The sequence below is a fragment of the Hymenobacter fodinae genome (assembly GCF_004745825.1).
GTDB classification, from domain to species: Bacteria; Bacteroidota; Bacteroidia; order Cytophagales; family Hymenobacteraceae; genus Hymenobacter; species Hymenobacter fodinae.
In genome coordinates this window covers 1,354,894-1,377,316 of record NZ_SRLA01000002.1, presented here as the reverse complement: position 1 = coordinate 1,377,316, position 22,423 = coordinate 1,354,894, and the positions used below count along the sequence as shown (strand labels likewise).

Sequence of the window (22,423 nt, the reverse complement as noted above, 5' to 3'; positions counted from 1 at the left end):
AAAGGCGAAGTTTCCACCGCCGAATACGCTCCCACACCTCACCGACCAAACGCTTGAACTCGCTTACTGACAACTCGCTCATGCTGCAAGTGAAGGCCGGCCAGGTCGAGAAGATGGGCCTGCTGTTCGAGCGCTACCACCGGCCGCTGTTTGCGTTTTTCTACCACTCCAACGGAAACGCCACGGCCAGTGAGGATCTGGTGCAGAACGTATTCTACCGGATGCTGAAGTACCGCCACACCTTCACCGGGGAGGGCGAGTTCAGAACCTGGATGTACCACTTGGCGCGCAACGTGCTAGCCGACGCCGCCAAGAAAGACAAACCCTCCCTCCACCACAAAGACGTGGCCGACTTAGCCGAGAAGATTGCCGGCGGCACCCCCGCCGACGGCAGTTTGCAGAAGTCGCAGGATGTGGAGCTGCTCCACCGGGCCATGGCCAAGCTAAGCCCCGACCAACGGGAAGTGCTCGTGCTGAGCCGCTTTCAGGAGCTGAAATACGAGCAGATAGCGCAGCTGCTCGACACGACGGTAGGAGCCGTGAAGGTGCGCGCGCACCGGGCTCTCTGCCAACTCAAGGATATTTATTTGAAACTGGAAAATGGAAGCAAAGTTCGTGAACTGTGAGGGTGTGCAAGAGGAGCTGATGGATTGGTTGGCGGGCACGTTACCAGCTGCCCAGCACCAAGCCGTAGAAGCCCACTTAACCCAATGCCCCGGCTGCCAGCAGGAGCTGGCCACGGTGCGGGCCCTCTGGACCAACATGGGCGAGCTGCCCGTACCCGACCCCAGCGAGCAGATGCGGCCCCGCTTCTACTCTATGCTGGCCGAGTTTCAGGTGGAGGAGCAGCGCAAGCAACGCTGGTCGGTGAGTGGCCTGCTGGAGCGGGTGCGCGAGTGGTGGCAGCCCGCCTACGGGGTGCGCCTGGCCTACAGCCTCGCCCTGTTGGTGGTAGGCCTAGTGGCTGGCTACGGATTGAAAGGCCGTTCGGAGACGTCTGAGCTAGCCGTACAGCAATCCGCGGCCAGTGCCCCTACTCCTACTGAGGATGACGTGCACCAGACCAACGTATTGGCCTTGCTAAATAACCCCTCGGCCGTGCAGCGCCTGCGGGCGGTGAGCTACGCCGAGGAGGTGGCGCCCTCTAATGAACGAGTGGTGGCGGCTCTGCTCAGCACCCTCAACCAAGACCCGAACGTGAACGTGCGCCTCGCTTCGCTGGAGGTACTCAGTGGGCTCTCCCAAGACCCCATGGTGCGCCAGGGCCTCGTTCGTTCCCTTCCCCTGCAGGAGTCACCCCTGGTGCAATCGGCGCTGGCCGATGTGATGGTGCGCCTGCAGGAGCGCCGCTCGGTGCGCCCCCTGCGCAAGTTGCTCCAGCAGGACAACCTGAATAAGCAGGTGAAAGACAAAATCGAGCAAAGCATTGAGACCTTGTCGAATGACCAGGCTCCCCAACCCTCTACTCCCTCGACCTACCATGAAACGCCCCCTCCTACTCAGCCTGATCTGGGCCCTTCTGTGGCTGCCTAGCTGCTCCCTCAAAGCCCAGGACCGCGAGGCCACCGAGAAAATCAACAAAGAATTTACCCTCACCGGTAGCGCCGGCAGCAGCACACTGGCCCTCTACAACATCTTCGGCTCCGTGACGGTGCAGGGCTACAGCGGCAAAACCGTGGTAGTGGAAATCACCAAGACCATAAAAGCGCCCAACGCCGACTTGCTGGAGCAGGGCAAGAAAGAAGCCCAACCCGGCTTTGAGCAGCACGGCGACAGTGTACTGCTGTACGTGGCTGGCCCCCAAGACTCGCGCCCCAACCGCGACCAACGGCGGAATGGCCGCTTCCAGGACAACTGGAAAAACAATGAGCGCCCCCACTACTCCTACCAATTTGATTTTGTAGTGAAAGTACCGGCCGGTATGGAGGTGCGCGCTTCCACCGTAAACGGCGGCAAAATGCTGGTGCAAGACGTAACAGGCCCCTTGCAGGCCCGCAACGTGAATGGGCCCGTCACCATCAAAAATGCCCAGCAAGCCACCGTGGCCCATACCGTGAATGGCGATGTAGATGTGACTTACGCCGTGGCACCTACTAAAGCGGCTTCCTACCACACCATTAACGGCAACATTCTGGTGAGCTACCCCGCCAACGTATCCGGCGACTTGTACTTCAAGAGCATGCATGGCGAGATGTTCACTGACTTTCCCAAAGCCGAAATACTCCCGGCCCGCGTGACGCAAAATCAGCAGCGCGATGGCCAGAATATCAAATACAAACTCAGCAAAGAGACGGCCGTGCGCTTGGGCAAGGGCGGAACCGATTTCCGCTTCGAGACCATCAACGGCAACGTCACCATCAAACAGCAAATCCGATGAACAAGCTCCTCTATAGAACCCTCTTGACCCTGCTCGCTCTGGCGTGGGTCCGGCCCACCGTGGCGCAACAGGCAGGTAAAGAACAACTCACGGTGGCCCTGAGCTCACCCGGTAAGCCCGGCACGCTTCACCTGAAACTAGTGGGCGGCTCCATTAAAGTAGAGGGCACCAGCGGCAAGGAAGTAGTCATTGACGTGGCCAACCGCGAAGGCCGTCGCGCCTCCAGCTCCTCTGATGAGCCCGGCCCCGGTGGCATGCGCCGCATTTCGCGGGTAAATGGCCTCGACGTGACGGCCCAGGAAAAAGATAACCACGTGTATATCAAAACGCAGTCGTGGCAGAACCCGGTGGATTTTGTGATTAAAGTACCCCGGCAGTTTTCCCTCCAGATTGGTACCGTAAACGACGGCAACATCTCGGTGCAAAACGTGGCCGGTGAGCTGGAAATCTCCAACGTCAACGGCTCTATTACGCTCGAAGATGTAGCCGGCTCCGCGGTGCTGAACACCGTCAATGGCAACATTATCACCGACTTTAAAGACATTACGAGCGGTGTGCCCATGGCTTTCTCCAGCGTGAACGGCAAGATTGACGTGAGCCTGCCCGCCAAAGCCAAGGCCAATATGAAGCTGAAATCAGACCGCGGCGAAATCTACAGCGACTTCGACCTGGCCGTGGACAACAACGCGCCCAAAGTAACCCGCACTGCTAAAGACGGCACCTACCGCGTGAGCGTGGATAGCTGGACCAGCGGCAAAATCAACGGCGGAGGCGCCGAGTTTATGATGAAGACACTTAACGGCAACATTTACATCAGGAAGGCGAAGTAAGTGAAGCCGCCTGCGGGGCCTCTAGCTGCAACTGGAGGCCCCACTTTTTTAAGAGCAGATTATACCTCCGATACCCTATTCCACAACTCTACAAAGCGTATCAAGCTGCCCATTTGCAGGTCAGCGTAGTGCCCTATTTCGTGGCTAGGCCAGTCAGTGCAGCATTTTTCACTTTGTCCCCCTGACGGCTGTAACGAATAGCCTTTTACCGAGTACTCCCCCAGCTTCCGGTATTGCACCCGCAGCGCGGCTTTAGCCGCTGCCAGGCCTCCCCTTGCCCAAATTTTTGGGTTCCCCCATCCATCCCTCCCACACCTCTAGGCGTATGTATCCTACTTCTATCCTGCGTTTCACCCTGGTGATACTTGGACTTATCAGTGGCCTAGGCCTAGGCCTAGCACAAGCCCAGGCACCGACCACACCGCCAGCCACCACGGGAGCCTCAACTGCGGCGCCTAAACGGCAGCTGCAAACCCTGCGCATCACGGAAGCCATCAAGCTGGATGGGGTGCTGGATGAAGCCATATGGCAGCAGGCGCCTATTGCCACTGGCTTTACGCAGCAACGCCCCAACCCCGGCGTGCCGGAAAAGCAAAAGACCGAAGTGCGCGTGCTCTACGACGACGCCAGTATCTACATCGGTGCCATTATGCACGATGTGTCGTTGGACTCCATCCCGCGGGAGCTGACTGCGCGCGACAACACTGGCAACTCCGATTTCTTCGGGGTGTTTTTGGATACGTATAACGACCACCTAAACGGTTACGGCTTCATTGTGACCAGCAGCGGCGTGCAGCTCGACTCGCGCTACTCGCCTGCTGGCGGCGAGGACTTCAACTGGAATGCCGTGTGGGAAAGCAGCACCTCCCTCCGCGGCACCGACTGGGTGGCCGAGATGCGCATTCCGTACTCCGCTATCCGGTTCAGCAACGCTCCGGAGCAACTGTGGGGCCTGAACTTCATGCGTCAGCGCAAGCGCGACAATGCTGCCTACTTCTGGAACGAGGTGAAGCCCGCCACCAGCGGCTTCGTGAATCAGTGGGGTGAGCTGCGCGGTGTGCGCGACATCAAGCCGCCCCTGCGCCTCTCACTCACGCCTTACGTTTCTAGCTACGTCAACCACAACCCGCTGAATGCAGAGGGCACGCGCCGCACTACCACGAGCTTCAACGGCGGCGCCGACGTGAAGTGGGGCATCAACGAGAGCTTTACCCTGGATGCTACCCTGGTGCCCGACTTCGGGCAGGTGCAGAGCGACAACCAAGTGCTGAACCTCTCCCCTTTTGAGGTGCAATTCAACGAGAACCGCCAGTTTTTCACGGAAGGAACCGAGTTGTTCAACAAAGGCAATCTGTTCTACTCTCGCCGGGTGGGGGCCACGCCCATGGGCTTCTACGCGGTGCAGCCGGGCGCCACGGAAAAGCTGGTGCGCAACCCCGCCGAAACCCGCTTGCTGAATGCTACTAAAGTATCGGGGCGCACCAAGAGTGGCCTAGGTATCGGGTTTTTCAATGCCCTCAGCAATGATGTGTACGCCACCCTGCGCGACACGGAAACGGGTAAGGAGCGGGAGGTAAAAACCCAGCCCTTCAGCAACTATAACATCATGGTGCTGGACCAAAGCCTGAAGAACAACTCCTACGTCTCGCTCATCAACACCAACGTAACCCGCGCTGGCAGCACCTACGACGCCAACGTGACGGGCGGCCTGTTCCGCTTTGCCAATAAGAAAAACGCCTATGCCGTGGACGGCAGCCTGATTTACTCGCGGCGGCGCGGCACGGCCTTTGGCTCCGATAGGCCTATTGACGACCAGGATGGCTACAAGTACACGCTGGGTGTGGGCAAGATCAGCGGCAACTTTACTTGGGGTCTGAACCACGGTATCGAGTCGGCCTCTTACAATCCTAACGACCTAGGCATCCTATTCGGTAACAACAACATCACACAGTCGCTGGACGTGGCCTACCGCAAGTATAAGCCCTTCTGGAAGGTCAACAACATGTCTTTCTTTGCTCAGGCTAGCCACTCGCTTTTGTACCAGCCCACGCGCTACCAAAAAATGAGCTTTTACCACGGCTTCAACACCACCTTCACCAAAAGCTTCCTGCAGATTGGCTATGATTTCGACATTAACCCCGTCAGCCACGATTTCTACGAGCCCCGCACGTTTCCGCTAGGCCAGTACTACGTGCGCGTACCTGGCAACACGGGCCTGGTGGTGTTCGTCAATGCTGATACGCGCAAGAAGTTTTCCTACGGCTGGAATCTCGGTCAGCGCGTGTACGCCCTCGATGAGCGCCTGCCCCGCTCACGGCGGATGCAGTACAGCGCCGGCTTTTACCCCCGCTACCGCGTCAACGACCACCTCACCTTCCGCTACAGCCTCGACTGGAGCCTGGCCAAAAATCAGATTGGGTACGTGAACGGCGGCATGAGCACCAGCGAGCCGCTCGACGAGCCCTTCCTAGGCCAGGTCGTGCTCGGGCGCCGCGACGTGTCTACTGTGTCCAACGTTGTATCAGTGGCCTACACGTTCACCAACCGCATGTCGTTCACGCTGCGTACGCGGCACTACACCAGCAACGTCCGCTACGCCGACTTCTCCCAACTCGGCCCCAACGGTCAGGAGACGCTGGTGGACTACCGCCGCAACCGCGACAACACGTACAACGCCTTCAACGTGGACGCCGTGTACTCGTGGTGGTTTGCACCCGGTTCCCAGATCAGCATCGTCTGGAAAAACGCCGGCTCCACTTACCTGCTGGCAGAACAGGCTACGCCGCTCTACTTCGATAACTTCAATAATACAATCAACACCCCGCACAATAACTCTTTGTCGGTGAAGGTGCTCTACTACCTCGACTACCTCACGTTCCGGAAGAAACGATAGGTCCATAACTCCAACTGGCCTAAAGTGTGCACACTATAAAAGCCCCTGCTAACTCAGCAGGGGCTTTTTAGTGCAACAGAGGATGTGTAAGAAATCGACTTACTTATTTACTCGTTTAGCTTCTCATCAAAATTGCGCTTGAGTGAGGGCAACACCTTAACGGCCTTGTGAATATCAGTTTTAACAAAGGAAAAGTGCACGTTGCGCTTGCCTACTGCTTCTTGACTCTGGAAATGCGGTACAACTTAGCTCCGTGCCGGCGTACATAAGGGGCAAACTCGCCGGTGACCTGGCCTAGTTCTTTTCCTGCCCACAGGTCGCGGACGGTGCACGGGCCCGACAGGCCTAGCTGAGTAAAACTGACGAGCACTTTAGCTGAGTCAGCGGGCATGGGCAGGTATGGGTTCTTGGTGTACACTAGAAACTGTAATGTGCCTCCGGTATTCTGCACTGCTCCAGCATTATCGAGGCCAGCGGTGGCTTGGAAGCGGGTGTAGCCAGCGGGCAGGTCGTACTCAATCATGGAGTTGGAATGGGTACCAATGCCGCGCTCGTACTTCTTGCCAGCCACCATCAACTCCGCTCCCGATACGCTTTTGTCGGCTGTAACATTGCCCCATCCCGCCGAGGCGGATTTCCAGGGCAACGTGCTTAATTGAACCGTTTTGCTGCCATTGGTGAGCACGGGGTTCAGCCAATCAGCGTGGTCCCAGGCAATGTCGTCGCCGCCGTCGCGCACGTTGAGGTAGAGCTTGGTGGCACCGGTAATATCCACGTCTAGTGCTTGGCTCTGGCCGGGCGTTTGGCGGGTGATGATGGTGCTGGCCCAGGCGGCTTCGCTGGCGGGGGCTAGCTCTTGGTCTTGGGCGTTAAACAGGGCAAGGAACTTGTCGCCGGTTTTGGGGTCGTCGGCGGTCCAGGCAATGAGGTTATCCTTGCGGAAAAGCTGGCGGTTGTTGGTGCTGTTATGGTGCACGGCCAGCACGTCCTGGTTGGTGAGCAAGGAGAGCGTAAAGGCATCATTGCTGGGTAAGTCGCCGCCGAACATAAGCGGGGAGCGGAAGATGCTCCACAGGCTCATGAGCGTATACTGCTCGTCGTGGGTGAAGCGGGTCATGCGGTCGTCGCCGCGCTCCGCCCGGATGCCCAGGCGGCCCAACGGCAACATATCGGCATCAGGAAAAGCACCCGGCCGGATGTAGGGCGACCAGCGGTTGCACACCTCAAAGTGCTCCTTCAGTTGCTCCCAACTGTCCCAGAAGTCGCCGACGGTGCGCCACATATTGGCGTGGGCCTGCACGTGCTTGGCTTCGGCAATGGGCGTCTCGCCGGGCGAAGTGCTCAGCACAATCTTGCGTCCGGAGAGGTCAATGGCCTTTCGAATCATTTCCACCTCTGGCTTATGATACGGCGACGACAAATCATCGACCTTCACGAAATCAACGCCCCAACTAGCGTAGAGCTTGAACAGGGAGTTGTAGTACTCCTGCGCCCCTGGCCTACCCGCTACTACGGTGTACATATCGTGCAGCCAGCCGGCTTGTCCTTCCTTGGAGTAGATGTCGGCCGCGGTGGCTTTACTTCCAAGAATGGGCAGTTTGCGCTGCACCGCTATTACCGGCACCCCGCGCATGATATGGATGCCAAACTTCAGGCCCTTGGCGTGCATGTAATCGGCCAGCGGCTTGAAGCCCTTTCCTCCTGCCGACGACGGAAAGCGGTTTGGGGCAGGCACAAAGCGGCCGTACGCATCAATATTCCACTCGGGGTTTTTCTCGTTGTAGCCGTGGGCGGTGTCGTTGCTCACGTACCACCGAATGTCGACTACCACGTACTCCCAGCCGCTGCTTTTGAGGTGTTGGGCCATGTAATCGGCGTTGGCCTTCACCTCAGCCTCGGTCACGGTGGGGCCGTAGCAGTCCCAGCTGTTCCAGCCCATGGGCGGCGTAAGAGCCCACTGGTGAAAGTCGGGTTTGGCGGGGGCTTTCTGGGCCGCCGCTGGCATGCAGGCAGCTCCGCATACGAGTATCGTAGCCGTAACTAGCCGTGAGAGTGTAGTTGATAGCATGATGAACAAGTCTCTATTAGGTAAAAAGGGCTGCGAATGGTCTGATATTCGCAGCCCTTTTGACCTGTACTGCTTTCTTACTCTAGTGCTTATTGCACCACTACTTTTTGGGTGTAAGTCCCATTAGCGTCACTAACTTGCAGTAGGTACAAGCCTGTTTGCACGTTGGCATTTATAGGAAGCGCGGTTTTGCCTGAGCTAGTAAGCGCATATACGCGGCGACCCTGCATGTCCGTCAGCACTACGTGCACAACAGTACCTTGCATCTGCGGGCCAAGTGACATGGTGAAATTACCCCGGGCGCTTGGGTTTGGATAGAGGCTGAACTGCGCCGTACTGGCGGGCCGCGCAGCAAGCACCCGGTTTGCGGTGGGCGGCGCAATGGCCCATTTCTGGCAATTATTGCCCAGGTAGTCGTAGAGGGCCAGTTGTACGCCGGCTGTGGTTGAGCAGCCAGGTACTTCTACCACCCGGTTTCCATTCACCGACGACAACACGTAGGAACCACCGCTGGCGCGCTCAATCTTAAAACGTTGGTTTGCGGCCCCATTGTAGGCGTACAGCTGCAGGGCCGCCCCGTTGTTGGGGCTGTTGCCGTACACGTCGGCCGCTAGGCCTGTCCCGACGGCCGATGTAATCTTGTACTCGCCATTGCCTACGGGCGTGAGGTTCCACTGCTGGCACGTGAGGCCGGCCGGGGTGCCCTGCGCAATGATCTGGCCCGAAGCGCCGGTGCAGCCCCAGGCATCCCACACTAGGCCACTGTTTTGGTTGGTAAGCGTGTAGCGGCCCGCCGCCACCCAGTCGCGGGTAATGAAGGGCCAGTTGGCGCCGTCCCAGCCCATGTTGCCCACGCACAGGCGGGCGCGGCCGTTTTGGTTGGCGTCGTAGTAGTGATGCGTGAGGTAGTTGGCGCCTCCTTCCTGAAACAGGCCTACGTGGCCCGGACCCACGTAATTGCCGCTGGTGGCAATGAGCGTGGTGCCCCCGTTGCGGTTGAGGTCTACCCCATTTTTGTCTAGATAAGGCCCCGTAATGCTGGTGGAGCGGCCTACCTGAATGTAATAGGTGCTGCTGGCCCCCTGGCAGCACGCACCCTTGTTGATGAACAGATAGTAGTAGCTGCCGTTGCGCACAATGTAGGGCGCCTCGCTGCCGCTGTTGTTGCGCGTTATGCCATCGGCGGCTACGTTGCCGGCCAGCCAGCTGAAGCTGGTGCCCGATCGTTTGCCGGTGGTACCATCCAGCCTGATCAGGCCTATGCCCTTGAAGAAAGAGCCGAAGCTCATCCAGAGCCCGCCGCTGGCATCCGTCACGATGGCGGGGTCGATGGCGTTGAAGGCGCTGCTGGCGTTGCTGGAAATTACCTCCCCCTGGTCTACCCATTGGTAGTTGGGGCTGGCGGGGTCCAGCGTGACGTTGGTAGCCAAGCCAATGGCCGACACGTTGGAGCCGAACGAGTCGGTTAGAGAGTAATAGAGATAAAACTTACCGTTGCGGTAGATGCACTCCGGCGCCCAGTAGTCGCCCTTGAAGTTAGGCGCTTTGGCCGCAATCCAGGCGGGGCGGGTGCCGTTGAACACGGTTCTAGGGCCCGATTCCCACTTCACCAGGTCGTAGGAATACATGGCGTAGATGTCGGTGCCCGTGGTGAAGACCCAGTACTTGTTGCCATCCTTAACGATGCTGGAGGGGTCGTGACAGTTATCGTTGCCTTGTAGGGCATAAGCGCGGGAACTGAGACCCGTAAGGAGGCCTAGCAGCAGAGCCAGCAGGCGTAGGCAGCGGCTGGCGGGATGGTTGGTGGCCGCTAAGCGGCGTGGGACCCCTGACGTGGGGCCGGCAGTAGAAATGGTGTTCATGGGTTGTGGGTATTTGGTGGGGAAAGCAGAGCGGGTAGAAACCAAAAACGGGAACATGACTCGTGTGCATGTTCCCGTTATGGTGAGAAGTGCTGCCCGGGCAGCACCGGCAATAAGACTAGTTTCTAGGCCACTTCTGCGAGTGGCCTAGCGCACTCGGTAGGCTACCAAAACTTGACGTAGAGGGCCGTAATCATGAGTAGCGTAACCACAATCAGGGACAGGGTTTGCGGGCTTACCTTGAACATGCGGGCGTCCACGTTAATGGAGCGCGGGTTGATAACCGGACCGGCCAGGCTCATGGCAATCATCAGCACGAAAGTGAAGGCAAATGAGAGGCCCATGCAGATCAGGAAGGGAATCTCGTAGCCGCCCTTGCCATTCGGGAAGGCCGTGTAGAACAGCGTTTCGTTGCCGAAAACCGCCGGGGCGTAGTTGTTGAAGAACACCGACAGGATAAAGCCCGACAAGATGCCCGCAATAGCAGCCGGCGCGGTGGTGCGCTTCCAGAACAGGCCTAGCACGAACACTGCCACAATACCGGGCGAGATAAAGCCCGTGTACTTCTGGATGTAGGTAAAGCCCCCCTCTCCGCCAATGCCCAACAGGTCTTTCCAGGTCAGCATGATGGCCAGAACCATGGCTGCGAAAACCGTCAGACGACCCACCCATACCAACTGCTTCTCATCCGACTCGGGGCGCATGTAGCGCTTGTAGATATCGAGGGTGAAGATGGTGGAGATGGAGTTAGCCTTACCGGCCAGCGAGGCCACAATGGCGGCCGTGAGAGCAGCCAGCGAAAGACCTTTCAGGCCATTGGGCAAAAAGGTGAGAATAGCGGAATACGCGTTGTCGGCGTTGAAAGCGCCCGTGGAGGCCATTTCGGCCTGCAGGCTGCCGTTTTTGTGCAGCACGTAGGCGGCAATACCGGGCAGCATCACAATCACGGGCATCAGGAGCTTGAGCATACCCGCGAACAGGATACCCGTGCGGGCCGTGTGCAGGTCGGCGCCTAGGGCGCGCTGGGTGATGTACTGATTGCAGCCCCAATAGTTCAGGTTTACAATCCACTGGCCGGCGGCGTACATGGCAATGCCCGGCACCATCAGGTATTTATTAACATCAACCTGCGGCGTGTTGGCCGTGGGCTTCTCAAAGATCATGTGGAAGTGGTCACCGGCATCGTTCATCATGGCATTGAAGCCGGCCAGCGCATCGTGCCCGAGCCCGAACTTCTCACTTACCAGCGTCAGGGCCAGGTAGGTAGTGGCTAGGCCACCCACAATGAGCACGGTTACCTGCACCACATCGGTGTAGCCCACTACTTTCATCCCGCCTAGGGTAATGATGAGGGCAAACACCGCCAGCGCCACCATAATCAGGTGGAAGCTTTCGCCCCCGCCCACCAGGTTGCTGATAGCCAGCGCCCCGAGGTAGAGAATGGAGGTCAGGTTCACCAGAACGTACAGGAACAGCCAGAAAATACTCATGATCAGGCTCAGGGCAGCATTGTAGCGCTGCTCCAGAAACTGCGGCATGGTGTAAATCTTCTGCTTGAGGTAAATCGGCATGAAGAACACCGCCACGATGATGAGCACAATGGCCGCTACCCACTCGTAGGCCGCTACCGCCACGCCCACCTGAAACCCGTTGCCCGACATGCCAATAAACTGCTCGGCCGAGATGTTGGAGGCAATCATGGACGCCCCAATGGCCCACCATGTCAGGGAGCCTTCCGCCAGGAAGTAATCTTTGGTGTCCATCTGCGCTTTTTGCTTGCGCTTATAGACGTAAAACCCGTAGGCCGATACGCCCAGGATGTAGACTAGAAAAACCGCCAGATCTAGCGTATTAAAGGCGTTTTGCATGCGAAGGGTGGGACTTCAGAAGGTACTTGTGGGAGAGCAGTAGGCTCGATTGTATAGGCAATAGCCAACCCGCCGAGGTGTATTTCACAGCTCGGGGAGGGCCGAATGAGTAAGGAGCATCAGCAATGCCTCCCGCGCTTGTTATGCCATGCCTTTGCAGCTGCACAGCACACGCGGGAGACACCGCTGAATCCCAGCTTCCCCACTCTTACTGGATGTAGTAGCGACTCTTAGCGCTGGCTAAAGGCCACGTCGTTGTAGCGCAGCTCGTTCTTGAAAGTGCGCAGCTTGGTTTCGTCGTCGATGATGACGTACTCAATGCCGGCCATTTCCGCGAAGTCCTCGAGGTACTCGGCGGTCAGGTTCTGGCTGTAGCCGGTGTGGTGCGCACCGCCGGCGTAAATCCAGGCGGCAGCGCCCACGCTCAGGCTGGGCTTCACTTTCCAGAGCACGCGGGCCACGGGCAGCTTGGGCAGGTCCTGCTCCGGTGCCACAGCTTCCACTTCATTCACCACCAACCGGAAGCGGTGGCCTAGGTCCACGATAGTGGCGTTCAGGGCCGGACCGGCGGGGCAGTTGAACACCAAGCGGGCCGGATCGGCTTTGCCGCCAATGCCCAGGGGGTGCACTTCTACTTTCGCCTTGCCTTCGGCGATGGTGGGGCAAATTTCCAGCATATGCGAGCCGAGCACCTGCTCGTTGCCGGGCTGGAAGTGGTAGGTATAGTCTTCCATGAAGGAGTTGCCGCCGGGTAGGCCACTGCCCATCACCTTCATGGCACGCACTAGGGCCGAGGTTTTCCAATCGCCTTCGCCACCGAAGCCGTAGCCTTCGGCCATCAGGCGCTGAGTGGCAATGCCGGGCAGCTGGGCTATCCCGTGCAGGTCCTCGAAGGTATCGGTGAAGCCGATGGCCTTGGTGTCTTGCAGAAACTTGCGCATGCCCACCTCAATTTTAGCGGCCTCACGCAGAGACTCGCGCTGGCTGCCGCCTTCGCGTAGGGTTTCGCCCAGCTCGTACTCCTGTTCATACGTAGCCAGCAGCTCGTTCACCTGCTCGTCGCTCACGGCATTAATAACGGCTACCAGGTCGCCGATGCCGTAGGTGTTCACGGAATAGCCAAACTTCAGCTCGGCCTCTACCTTGTCGCCCTCAGTTACGGCTACGTAGCGCATGTTGTCGCCGAAGCGGATGATGCGGGCACCCTGCCAGTCGGCCCAGGCGCAGGCCGCGCGGGCCCAGATGCTGAGGCGCTCGTGCACATCGGCGCTCTGCCAGTGGCCTACCACTACTTTGCGCTTCAAGCGCATGCGGGCGCCAATGAACCCAAACTCCCGGTCGCCGTGCGCCGACTGGTTGGTGTTCATGAAATCCATGTCGATGTCGCCCCACGGAATGTCGCGGTTGAATTGGGTGTGCAAGTGCGCCAGGGGTTTCTGCAGAATCTTCAGGCCGTTGATCCACATTTTGGCCGGCGAGAAGGTGTGCATCCAGGCAATCAGGCCCACGCAGTTCGGCGTGGTGTTGGCTTCCTGCACCAGCTTGGTAATGCCATCGGGGCCGGTCAGCACATCCTTGTACACTATTTTAATGGGCAACGCCTGGCCTAGGGCTTCGGCAATCTGCTGAGAGTGCTGGGCTACTTGCTCCAGGGTTTCGGGGCCGTAGAGGTGCTGGCTGCCGGTGATGAACCAGGCTTCGTAGTGCGAAATGTCAATCATGATATCGGAGGTGGAAACCCTTGAAGAGGTTTAGAAAATCGATTGTGAAAAGTTGGAAGGTAGGCTTGGGGTGTGCTAGTGTATGTGTTCAACTAGGTTCAACTGGCCTAGATGACCGTCATGTCGAGCTTGTCGAGACATCTCGCGTGCTGACGTTGTCAGACTATCTCAACGATTCGAGCGAGATGTCTCGACAAGCTCGACATGACGGGCGAGAGCAGCCATTCTAGGCCAGTCAACCACACTCTACTCCCCTCCGCTTGATGCGCGGAATCATCTGAGGAGGGGAATTAGGTCCTACTTCAGCTTTGTCCGTAGTAGGAATTTGCACCGTGCTTGCGCTCGTAGTGCTTTTGAATCAGGGCTTCTTTCAGGCGCGGCACATCGGGGCGGAGGGTGCAGCTGAGGTAGGCCATACGAGCTACTTCTTCCAGCACGGCACTGTGGTACACGGCTTTCTCCACGGTTTTGCCCCAGGTGAAGGGCGCGTGGTTGCTGAGCAGCACCATCTCCACTTCCTCGGGCGAGAGGCCCCGGCGCTGAAACTCGTTGATGATCTGCCAGCCGGTCTGGTGCTCGTAGTCGCCGGCAATCATATCGTCCGACATAGGCGGCGCGCACGGGATGTCGGCGGTGAGGTGGTCGGCGTGGGTGGTGCCCAAAATTGGGATATCCAGTTGCGCTTGCGCCCAGGCCGTGGCATAGGTAGAGTGCGTGTGCACGATGCCACCAATATGCTCCCAATGGCTGTAGAGGACGGCGTGGGTTTTGGTATCCGACGACGGACGCTTCGAGCCTTCTACAATGTTGTTGGCGAAGTCAACGATAACAATGTCCTCGGGCTTGAGCGTGGCGTACGGCACGCCGCTGGGCTTGATGGCAAATACGCGCCGCTCCCGGTCCACCACGCTGGCATTACCGAAGGTGAAGAGGACCAGCCCCAGCTCGGGCAGCTGCATGTTGGCCGCGTAGCAGGCCTGCTTTAATTCCTGAAATTGACTCATGCTTGGTTTACCAACTCAGTTTCGGCTACTTCTCCGGCCCGCAGTTGGGTAGCGTGTTCAACATACTGCCCGAAGGCCTGGTACTGCTCGTAGCGGCGCTGGTAGTCGGCCACACGGGCGGGGTTTGGCTCGTAGCTCTCGGCAAAACCGTTGCCCATGGCCTTTTGCGCGGTCACCACATCGGGGTGAATGCCGGCGGCTACTGCGGCGTACATGGCCGCCCCCAAAGCAGGCGCCTGATCCGACTCAGCCACTTTAATGGGGCGGTTCAGTACGTCGGCTAAGGTCTGCATCATGAAGGCCGATTTCTTGGCGACACCGCCTAGGCCTATCACTTGCTTGATTGGAATACCTTCCTGCTCGAAGCGCTCCACAATTTGCTTGGAGCCGTAGCAGATGGCCTCCACCAAGGCCCGAAAAATGTGTGGGGCAGTGGTACCCATGGTCAGATTCATGATGGCTCCCTTCAGCGCCTGGTTGGCGTCGGGAGTCCGGCGGCCGTTCACCCAGTCCAGGGCCAGCACGGCCGTTTCCTCGGGGTCGATGGCAGCGGCGGCTACATTCAGCTCGGCCATTATCTTGTCGCTAAGCTCATCGCGCAACGCCTGCTGCTGCTCCGTGCTCAACACCTGCGACTGGGGCAGCAACGTACGCAGCGGCCACTCAATCACGCCCCGGAACCAGGCCAGCAAGTCGCCCACCGCCGACTGACCGGCCTCTAGGCCTAGCATGCCCGGAATTACGGAGCCATCTACCTGGCCGCAAATGCCCGGTACCAGCTTCCCTCCTACTTCCTGCATGGGCGCTACCACGATGTCGCAGGTAGAAGTGCCCATTACTTTCACCATGGAGTAGGCTTCTATTTCACCCGCCACGGCACCGGCGTGCGCATCAAACGAGCCCACGGCTACTACGGTGTTCGTGGTCAGACCTAGGCGCTGAGCCCATTCCTCGGAAAGATGTCCGGCTACTTCGTCGGCGGTGTAAGTTTCCTGGAACAGCCGCTCGCGTAGGCCACCCAGTTTGGGCTCCACTAGCGTCAGGAAGTCTTCGGAGGGTAGCCCGCCCCAGTTCTCATGCCACATGGCCTTGTGGCCCGCGGCGCAGCGGCTGCGCTTGAACGTGGCCAGGTCGCCGCCGGTAAGTAGCAGCGTGAGCCAGTCGCAGTGCTCCATCCAGGAATGGGCGGCGTTGGCTACGGCTTCATCTTCGCGCACTACGTGGGCAATCTTGGCCCAGAACCACTCCGAGGAGTAGATGCCACCCTCGAACTGGGTGAAATCTTCCCCGCCCCAGGTGCGGGCTTTCTCATTGATTTCAGCAGCCTCGGGCAGGGCCGTATGGTCCTTCCACAGCACAAACATGGCGTTGGGGTTCTCCTCGAAGCCCGGCTTCAGCGCCAGCGCTACGCCGTTTTCATCAACGGGGCCCGGTGTAGAGCCGGTGGTGTCAATGGCTAGGCCTACGATTTGCGCGGCGGGTACATTCTGGGCTACGCGGCGCACCGTGGCCTCCAGGCCCTCAATGTGGTCGAGGGGGTGCTGGCGGAATTGGTTTTTTGCCGCGTTGCAGTAGCGCTGCTCTTTCCAGCGGGCGTAGTTGTGCACGGCTTGGGCTACTTCAGCGCCCGTGCGGGCATCTACTAGCAGGGCCCGTACAGAGTCGGTGCCGTAGTCGATGCCAATGACGTATGATGAATCCATGGTGAGGTATTCGGGAAAATGTGGCCCGATACTTTCGCACCGGGCCAACGGTTGTTTGCTAGAGTGCCCTATTTGCGCACTCCGAACTGATAAGTAGTAGTCGACTGCAGCGTCTGGCCGGGCTTCAGAATGGTGGTCGGGAAGCTAGGCTGGTTGGGCGAGTCGGGGAAGTGCTGGGTCTCCATGCAGAAGGCAGCGTGCTTGCCATAGGTCAGGCCGTTCTTGCCTTTGAGGGTACCATCGAGGAAGTTGCCGGTGTAAAACTGCAGGCCGGGCTCAGTGGTGCGCACTTCCATAGTGCGGCCCGTGGTGGGCTCGTACACGGTGGCGGCGGTGTGCATGCCGCTGGTCTGGTTCAGGATCCAGTTATGGTCGTAGCCACCGGGCACCTGCGCAATCCGCTCCCCGATGGTGTGCGCCGTGGTGAAATCGAAGGGCGTACCCTTCACCGCCTTCAGCTCACCCGTCGGAATCAGGCCGGCATCTACTACGTTGTAGCGGTCGGCGGCAATAGTTACCTCGTGGCCCAGGATGTCGGGCTTCTGGCCTAGGGCCAGGTTGAAGTAGGCGTGGTTGGTCAGGTTGACGGGCGTAGCCTTATCGGTGGTAGCCGAGTAGTCAATCTTCAGCGCGTCATCGTTGGTGAGCGTGTAGGTTACCGTCACGTTCAGGTTGCCGGGGTAGCCCTCCTCCCCATCCTTGCTCAGGTAAGTAAGTTTAAGGGTCTGGCCATCGGCAGAAGTGCCGGGCTCAGCCTGCCATACCACTTTGTCAAAACCCTTCTTACCACCATGCAGGGTGTTTTCGCCGTTATTTTTGGCCAGCGTGTACTGCTTGCCGTCCAGCGTGAACTTGCCACCCTTGATGCGGTTGCCGTAGCGCCCAATCAACGCCCCAAAGTACGGGCCCGACTTCACGAACTCGGGGCTCTGGTAGCCGCTTACGTTATCAAACCCGAGCACTACGTCGCCCAGCTTACCGCTCTTGTCGGGTACCATCAGGCTGGTAATGGTGCCGCCGTAATTGGTAATGCTCACTTTCAGACCGTGGGCATTGGCGAGGGTGAATAGCTGTACCTCGGTGCCATCGGTAGTTTTACCAAAGGAAGCCGAACTAGGTGCCGTGCCGGTAGTGCCAGTAGTGCTCTGGGTTGAATCGGTCGTAGTCTGGGAAGTTCCGGCGGCCTGTTCAGTAGTGTTTGACTGATTACAACCTACGAGAAGGAGCAAGCTGGCTAGGCCAGTGACACTGCTGGTCCGGATGCCGGCACGAGAAATAGTGGTCATGAGCACGCGAATTGGGAGGTTTTGATGGGAGATGGTTGGAATGACGAAAACGGCTAAAGGATGCGGAAGGTGTATGAAGGGTTGCCAGCCGCGCAGTTTACTGTACTGGCCTAGAGCACCTGTCTTCACCTTACACCCATAGCAGCTTCATCTAACGAGCTAGATACACTGCGGAAACGGAGCGTAAAGTAGAAAATCATTTTCTAAATGCACAATCGTTTGTGTGTTATTGTTACGCATTAGCTAAATCGATTTGCCATACGACTACCTACCATTTACCTGCCAGCATACCCTACTTTTTACCTACCGCCCGAGCAAAACGCCTAGAGTATCACTAGTTTCTGCCTTGTAGCTGAATTGCCGCGCCGCACTTCCACCTGGTACACGCCCGGGGGCAGCATAGCGTCCACCGTAAGGGTTGTGAGTTGTTTGCTGAACTCCCGGCGGTACACCGTAGCGCCCTTCAGATCCGTCACCACAATGTGCGTGGCCTCCCCTATTTTCGGGCTGCTCAATTCAACTGTGAATCCCCGCGTAGAAGCTGGCTGCGGATATACGCTCACGCCCGAGAGCACCTTACGGTTGGCACTAGCCAGCACGCCCACGTTGGTAAGCGACCAGCGCTGACACGCGCAGCCGTTGTAATCCCAGAGGCCCAGTTGCTGCCCCACTGTAGTTGAGGCATTCGGCACTTCTACCACTCGGTTGCCATTTACCGACGCAAATACCAGTGTCCCGTCATTGGCCCGGTCAATGGTAAAGCGCTGGCAAGAGGTGCCGCTGTACGTATCCAGCTGCAGCTTAGCCCCAGCTGCGGCCGAGCAGCCAGCCACGTTGGCGGCTAGGCCACCCATGGCATTGGTAATTTTATACTCTCCGTCGCCCAAGGCAGTGAAGTCCCAACGCTGGCAAGTAAGGCCCGCAGGTGTGCCCTGAGCCACCATTTGCCCAGCCACGCCCGTGCAGCCCCAGGCGTCCCAAATCAGGTTACTGTTCTGGTTCTTTATTTCATAGCGACCCGCCGCCACCCAATCGCGGCTCACGCTAGGCCACCCTGTGCTGGTCCAGGTCAGCTTAGCCAAACCTAGCTTAGGAGCCCCATTGTCTTCCCCATCGTAATAGTGGTGAGAGAAATAGCTTACTCCTCCTTCCTCCAAAATGCCAGTATGACCGGGCCCCACATAACGACCGGAGACGTTTAACACCAGGGTCCCGCCCCCATTATTTAAGCTTACACCATTCTGATCTAAGAAAGGGCCAGTGGGAGAAGTAGAGCGACCTACTATGATGTAATAAGTGCTATTCACTCCATTGCAGCAGGCTCCTCGGTTTATAAACAAGTAGTAATAGCTGCCATTTTTTGTTAGGTAGGCCGCCTCAGGGTTTTCATTAGCTATGGCGTAGGTGGTGTTACCCAAGGGCTTACCCGTAGTGCCGTTGAGTTGGGTAATACGAATGCCTCCGAAGAAAGAGCCATACGTAAACCAGACGTCGTTATTAGAATCTCGGAACACTGCTGGGTCAATAGCATTCACGTCGCTGCCGGCGTTGGTAGAGACTACCTCACCCTGATCTTCCCATTTATAATTAGGGCTGCTCGGATCTAATGTGACATTAGTGGCTAGACCTATGGCCGACACCTTGGAGCCAAACGTTGAGCAGGAATAATAGAGGTAATATTTCCCATTCATGAATATGCACTCAGGGGCCCAAAAGTCACCCGTAAAGCCTGGCACTTTAGTAGTAATCCAGCTAGGAGAAGCGTTGTTAGCGAAGACTGGTCTGGGTCCAGGGGTCCAGTTCACCAAGTCAGTTGAGTACATGCTGTAAATGCCTCGCCCGGTGGCAAAAATCCAGTATTTGTTACCCTCTTTCACAATGGTGGAAGGATCGTGCACGCCTGTAAAGCCCTGGAGTGCATAAACCTTTTCGCTAGGCCACCCTAGTAACACAAAAAGCAAGGCTTTAAGCTGAAATAGGCGGCGCAGTTGGCCACCCTTGATGGGCGATTGCATGGATATAAGTAGGTCTTCAGACATAGTCGGTGGTTTTAAGAGAAGAGCTCTAGTATTTAGGTGATGTACTACTCACCACTTGGTTTGGCAAGCGGCGAGCTAATTGCAGCTGGCACACCGAAATTGGGCGTACCATCTGCATTCCAGGAGAACTTTTGCATGCGCGGGTTCCGCTTCTCTATACAGCCCTCATTGGGGTTAGAATTGGCATGGTAGATAATCCAGTCCTCTTGCCCATCCTTGGATTTGAAGAAAGAATTATGCCCAGTGGCATACGCCCGGTTGGCCGGACTTTGCGAAAAGACAGGCTTATCAGACTTGCTCCACGACGCGAGTAGCATGGGGTCGGCAGTAGCATCAGCAGCGAGCAAGCCTAATGCGTACTGATCGGTGCCGCAAAAGCTGGCTGAATACACCAAGAAAATTTTATTGCCGTGTTTCAGAATTTCTGGCCCTTCGTTTACGTAAGGTGGGCCTGCATTTTCCCAGGCGTGCTCGGGGTGTGAGAGCTCAACCCGCGGTCCTATTAGCGTCCAGGGGTTGCTCATTTCTGAGATGTAGAGGCGCTGAATGGCGTCTATTCCATTATGTCCAGACCAGATAAAATAGCGTTTGTCATTCTGCTCTAACACGGTACCGTCAATAGCCCAATAGTCTTCGGGCGAGCTAAAGATTCGGCCCTTGTCAACCCAGGTTCCAGTAGTCGGGTCGGCGGCTGAATTCTCTAATACCCAAGTTCTCTGCCTACCTAGATCAGTTCCCCTAGGGCCAGCAGAGTAGTAGATGTACCACTTCCCATCCAGAAAGTAGAGTTCGGGCGCCCACAAGTTGCCAGATGCATTCCCGCTGCTGGGAGGAGACCACACTGTTTTGCTGACTGTACTGCCTAAGCTAGACATAGCTGCTGTTTTCCAGATTGCTAGTCTATCATTCAGGGTGTGCATGTAGTAGTAAAAGCCATCTTTCTGATACACCCAAGGGTCTGGACCTGAAGCCAGAAGTGGATTGACGAACGTGGTGGCAGTAGCTGGTGGCGTAACTACTGGGGGCACAAATGGCGCAGGCTTACTTTTCTGACACGCTGAACCAGCCACTAGCAACCACCCTAGTAGGCCATAAGCCAATAGCGAAGCTTTTATCATACTACAGGTGTATCAAGGCAATGATGACTGTTGCTTGTCTGGGAAGAAAAACAGCCGCTCCATATCGGTGCCTGGAGCGGCTGTTTCCATCATTGCCTTACGAGTTAGTAACCTGGATTTTGCTTGATGCTGCGGTCGATATCAATATCAGTCTGTGGAATAGGCAACAGCTTAGATTTGCCTAGCACAAAGTTATTGAAGTCGGCGTCGCGGGTTTTTAGCTCGTCTATGCCAGCCTGGTTATCGAGTAATCCATAGCGGTTGATATCGTACCAGCGCATGCCTTCGCCCGACAGTTCTGTTACCCGCTCGTGACGAATCTGAGTACGCATCTGAGACTCAGTTAGCGTGGTGGCAATGGGGGTCAGGCCAACTCGGGCGCGCACCTGGTTTACCAGCGGGGCGGCTTCAGCAGGACGCTTGAGTTCATTAAGAGCTTCAGCCTGCATCAGCAGAATGTCGGCGTAGCGAATCAAACGGATGTTGATGCCAGAGAAGAAGTTTTCTGTTGTTTTGGTACGGTCATTCTGGTATTTGCGCCAGAAGAAGCGAGACGGGTTCAAATTCAAGCCGTTCAGCCCAGTCCCGAAGGGGCGGCCGTACACTGTAGGTGTACCCACGGCGCTGAACAAGGTCACCTCTCGACGGGGGTCAACACCTCCGGTTGTGGTTTTATCCGTGAATTCGTCAAAAATCCAGCGTCGGGCTTCCACATCGGTGTAGCCGATGCCAGGAGGGCCAAAAAACTGGGCCCGCTCATTCCCTTCGCCAGCGCCAGCAAAGTCTTGACCAGGCGTAGTAGAGATATCCGAGAACTGGACTTCAAACAACGATTCGCTGTTGTTCTCGTTGGCCATCGTAAAGTTATCGAGGTAGTTAGGAACCAGCGAGTACTGACCCGAGCTGATTATCTCTGCAAACTGCGCCGATGCCTCAGCCCACTTGCGCTGTTGCATGTACACGCGGCCTAATAGCCCGGCGGCGGCTCCACGCGTAGCATGGCCTTTGTCATTAGCTCCATACGAGAGGGGCAAGTCAGGCTTGGCAGCCAACAGGTCCGTAATTACCTGGGCCTGCACCGACTCTACTGTGCCTTGCGGAACGCGGGTAGTGGCGTCGGCTACCGTCAGGTTCAAGGGCACGTTGCCGAATGTCATCGACATATCATAGTAGCAGAGGGCCCGCACAAAGCGAGCTTCGGCCAGCAGGCGCTTCTTTAGCGTCTCGTCCATGGGGATAGCCGGCACGCGTTCCAGCACCTGGTTGCACCGGAATATGGCCCGGTACATATCAATCCACATGAAGTAAGTATACTCGAATGTGGTATTGGGCTGAATGAAGCGAGTATACTGGGCCAACTCCACGTAAGGGCTTTGGCTGAAGGCTTCATCGGAGCGTGGAACGGTGGCGAAATGCCAGCGTTGTCCATACGTGCCAATAACCTGCAGCCCGCCATACATACCGGTTACGGCACGTACAGCATCGTTTTCGGTTTTCCAGAATTGGTCTGTGTTCGGTCGGTTGGGGTTTACCTTATCGAGGAGGTCTTTCTCACAGCCAGTCGCTCCGAGCAATAGGCCTGACGCCAACAGTAAGGTGGAAATTTTATGGGGTTTCATACGAAGAAAGCAAAGAGTGGGAACTGAGCCCCGTA

Annotated in this window: 15 protein-coding genes; 5 read left to right on the top strand and 10 right to left on the bottom strand. The window is 57.3% G+C overall.

Features of this window, described 5'->3' with window-relative positions; translation table 11 throughout:
- The first annotated feature begins 53 nt into the window (after positions 1–53).
- From EU556_RS13130 to EU556_RS13110, 5 genes are all read left to right on the top strand, one after another.
- A complete protein-coding gene (locus tag EU556_RS13130) occupies positions 54–626 on the top strand; it encodes an RNA polymerase sigma factor (RefSeq protein ID WP_317128714.1) in 573 nt (190 codons plus the stop codon).
- The gene (locus EU556_RS13125) at positions 601–1,533 is read left to right on the top strand and encodes a zf-HC2 domain-containing protein (protein ID WP_135434547.1); all 933 of its coding nucleotides are present in this window, start codon (positions 601–603) and stop codon (positions 1,531–1,533) included. The genes EU556_RS13130 and EU556_RS13125 overlap by 26 nt, the downstream gene beginning before the upstream one ends.
- Positions 1,481–2,377 (top strand): DUF4097 family beta strand repeat-containing protein, encoded by an 897-nt coding sequence (locus EU556_RS13120; RefSeq protein WP_135434546.1) that lies wholly within the window; start codon positions 1,481–1,483, stop codon positions 2,375–2,377. The genes EU556_RS13125 and EU556_RS13120 overlap by 53 nt, the downstream gene beginning before the upstream one ends.
- Entirely contained in the window at positions 2,374–3,207 is an 834-nt protein-coding gene (locus EU556_RS13115) for a DUF4097 family beta strand repeat-containing protein (protein WP_135434545.1), read from the top strand. The genes EU556_RS13120 and EU556_RS13115 overlap by 4 nt, the downstream gene beginning before the upstream one ends.
- Positions 3,208–3,532: 325 nt before the next feature.
- Positions 3,533–6,100 carry a DUF5916 domain-containing protein gene (locus tag EU556_RS13110; RefSeq protein WP_135434544.1) on the top strand — a complete coding sequence of 856 codons (2,568 nt, stop codon included), beginning with the start codon at positions 3,533–3,535 and terminating at the stop codon, positions 6,098–6,100.
- 211 nt (positions 6,101–6,311) lie between these two features.
- Here the strand turns inward: EU556_RS13110 and EU556_RS13105 are convergent, their stop codons facing one another.
- The 10 genes from EU556_RS13105 to EU556_RS13060 all read right to left on the bottom strand — a co-directional run bounded on the left by EU556_RS13105 (position 6,312) and on the right by EU556_RS13060 (position 22,388).
- Positions 6,312–8,168: an NPCBM/NEW2 domain-containing protein gene (locus tag EU556_RS13105; RefSeq protein ID WP_210116275.1), complete on the bottom strand. Its 1,857-nt coding sequence runs from the start codon at positions 8,166–8,168 to the stop codon at positions 6,312–6,314.
- Positions 8,169–8,257: 89 nt separating this feature from the next.
- Positions 8,258–10,030, bottom strand: a complete 1,773-nt coding sequence (locus EU556_RS13100) for a family 43 glycosylhydrolase (RefSeq protein ID WP_167855566.1) — start codon at positions 10,028–10,030, stop codon at positions 8,258–8,260.
- Between the two features lie 164 nt (positions 10,031–10,194).
- Positions 10,195–11,898: a sodium:solute symporter family transporter gene (locus EU556_RS13095; protein ID WP_135434542.1), complete on the bottom strand. Its 1,704-nt coding sequence runs from the start codon at positions 11,896–11,898 to the stop codon at positions 10,195–10,197.
- 230 nt (positions 11,899–12,128) lie between these two features.
- Positions 12,129–13,619 carry an L-arabinose isomerase gene (gene araA / locus EU556_RS13090; protein ID WP_135434541.1) on the bottom strand — a complete coding sequence of 497 codons (1,491 nt, stop codon included), beginning with the start codon at positions 13,617–13,619 and terminating at the stop codon, positions 12,129–12,131.
- Positions 13,620–13,921: 302 nt separating this feature from the next.
- Positions 13,922–14,623 carry an L-ribulose-5-phosphate 4-epimerase gene (locus EU556_RS13085; RefSeq protein WP_135434540.1) on the bottom strand — a complete coding sequence of 234 codons (702 nt, stop codon included), beginning with the start codon at positions 14,621–14,623 and terminating at the stop codon, positions 13,922–13,924.
- Positions 14,620–16,326, bottom strand: coding sequence for a ribulokinase (locus tag EU556_RS13080; RefSeq protein WP_135434539.1), 1,707 nt, complete (start codon positions 16,324–16,326; stop codon positions 14,620–14,622). The genes EU556_RS13085 and EU556_RS13080 overlap by 4 nt, the downstream gene beginning before the upstream one ends.
- 68 nt (positions 16,327–16,394) lie before the next feature.
- On the bottom strand, positions 16,395–17,612 hold the full coding sequence (locus tag EU556_RS13075; RefSeq protein WP_135434538.1) for an aldose epimerase family protein: 1,218 nt from the start codon (positions 17,610–17,612) through the stop codon (positions 16,395–16,397).
- 323 nt (positions 17,613–17,935) lie between these two features.
- Positions 17,936–19,651, bottom strand: coding sequence for a family 43 glycosylhydrolase (locus tag EU556_RS13070; protein ID WP_135434537.1), 1,716 nt, complete (start codon positions 19,649–19,651; stop codon positions 17,936–17,938).
- Between the two features lie 44 nt (positions 19,652–19,695).
- Complete coding sequence (locus EU556_RS13065; RefSeq protein ID WP_135434536.1) at positions 19,696–20,769, bottom strand: glycoside hydrolase family 43 protein; 1,074 nt, start codon at positions 20,767–20,769, stop codon at positions 19,696–19,698.
- A gap of 104 nt (positions 20,770–20,873) precedes the next feature.
- Positions 20,874–22,388, bottom strand: a complete 1,515-nt coding sequence (locus EU556_RS13060) for a RagB/SusD family nutrient uptake outer membrane protein (RefSeq protein ID WP_135434535.1) — start codon at positions 22,386–22,388, stop codon at positions 20,874–20,876.
- Positions 22,389–22,423: the final 35 nt, after the last annotated feature.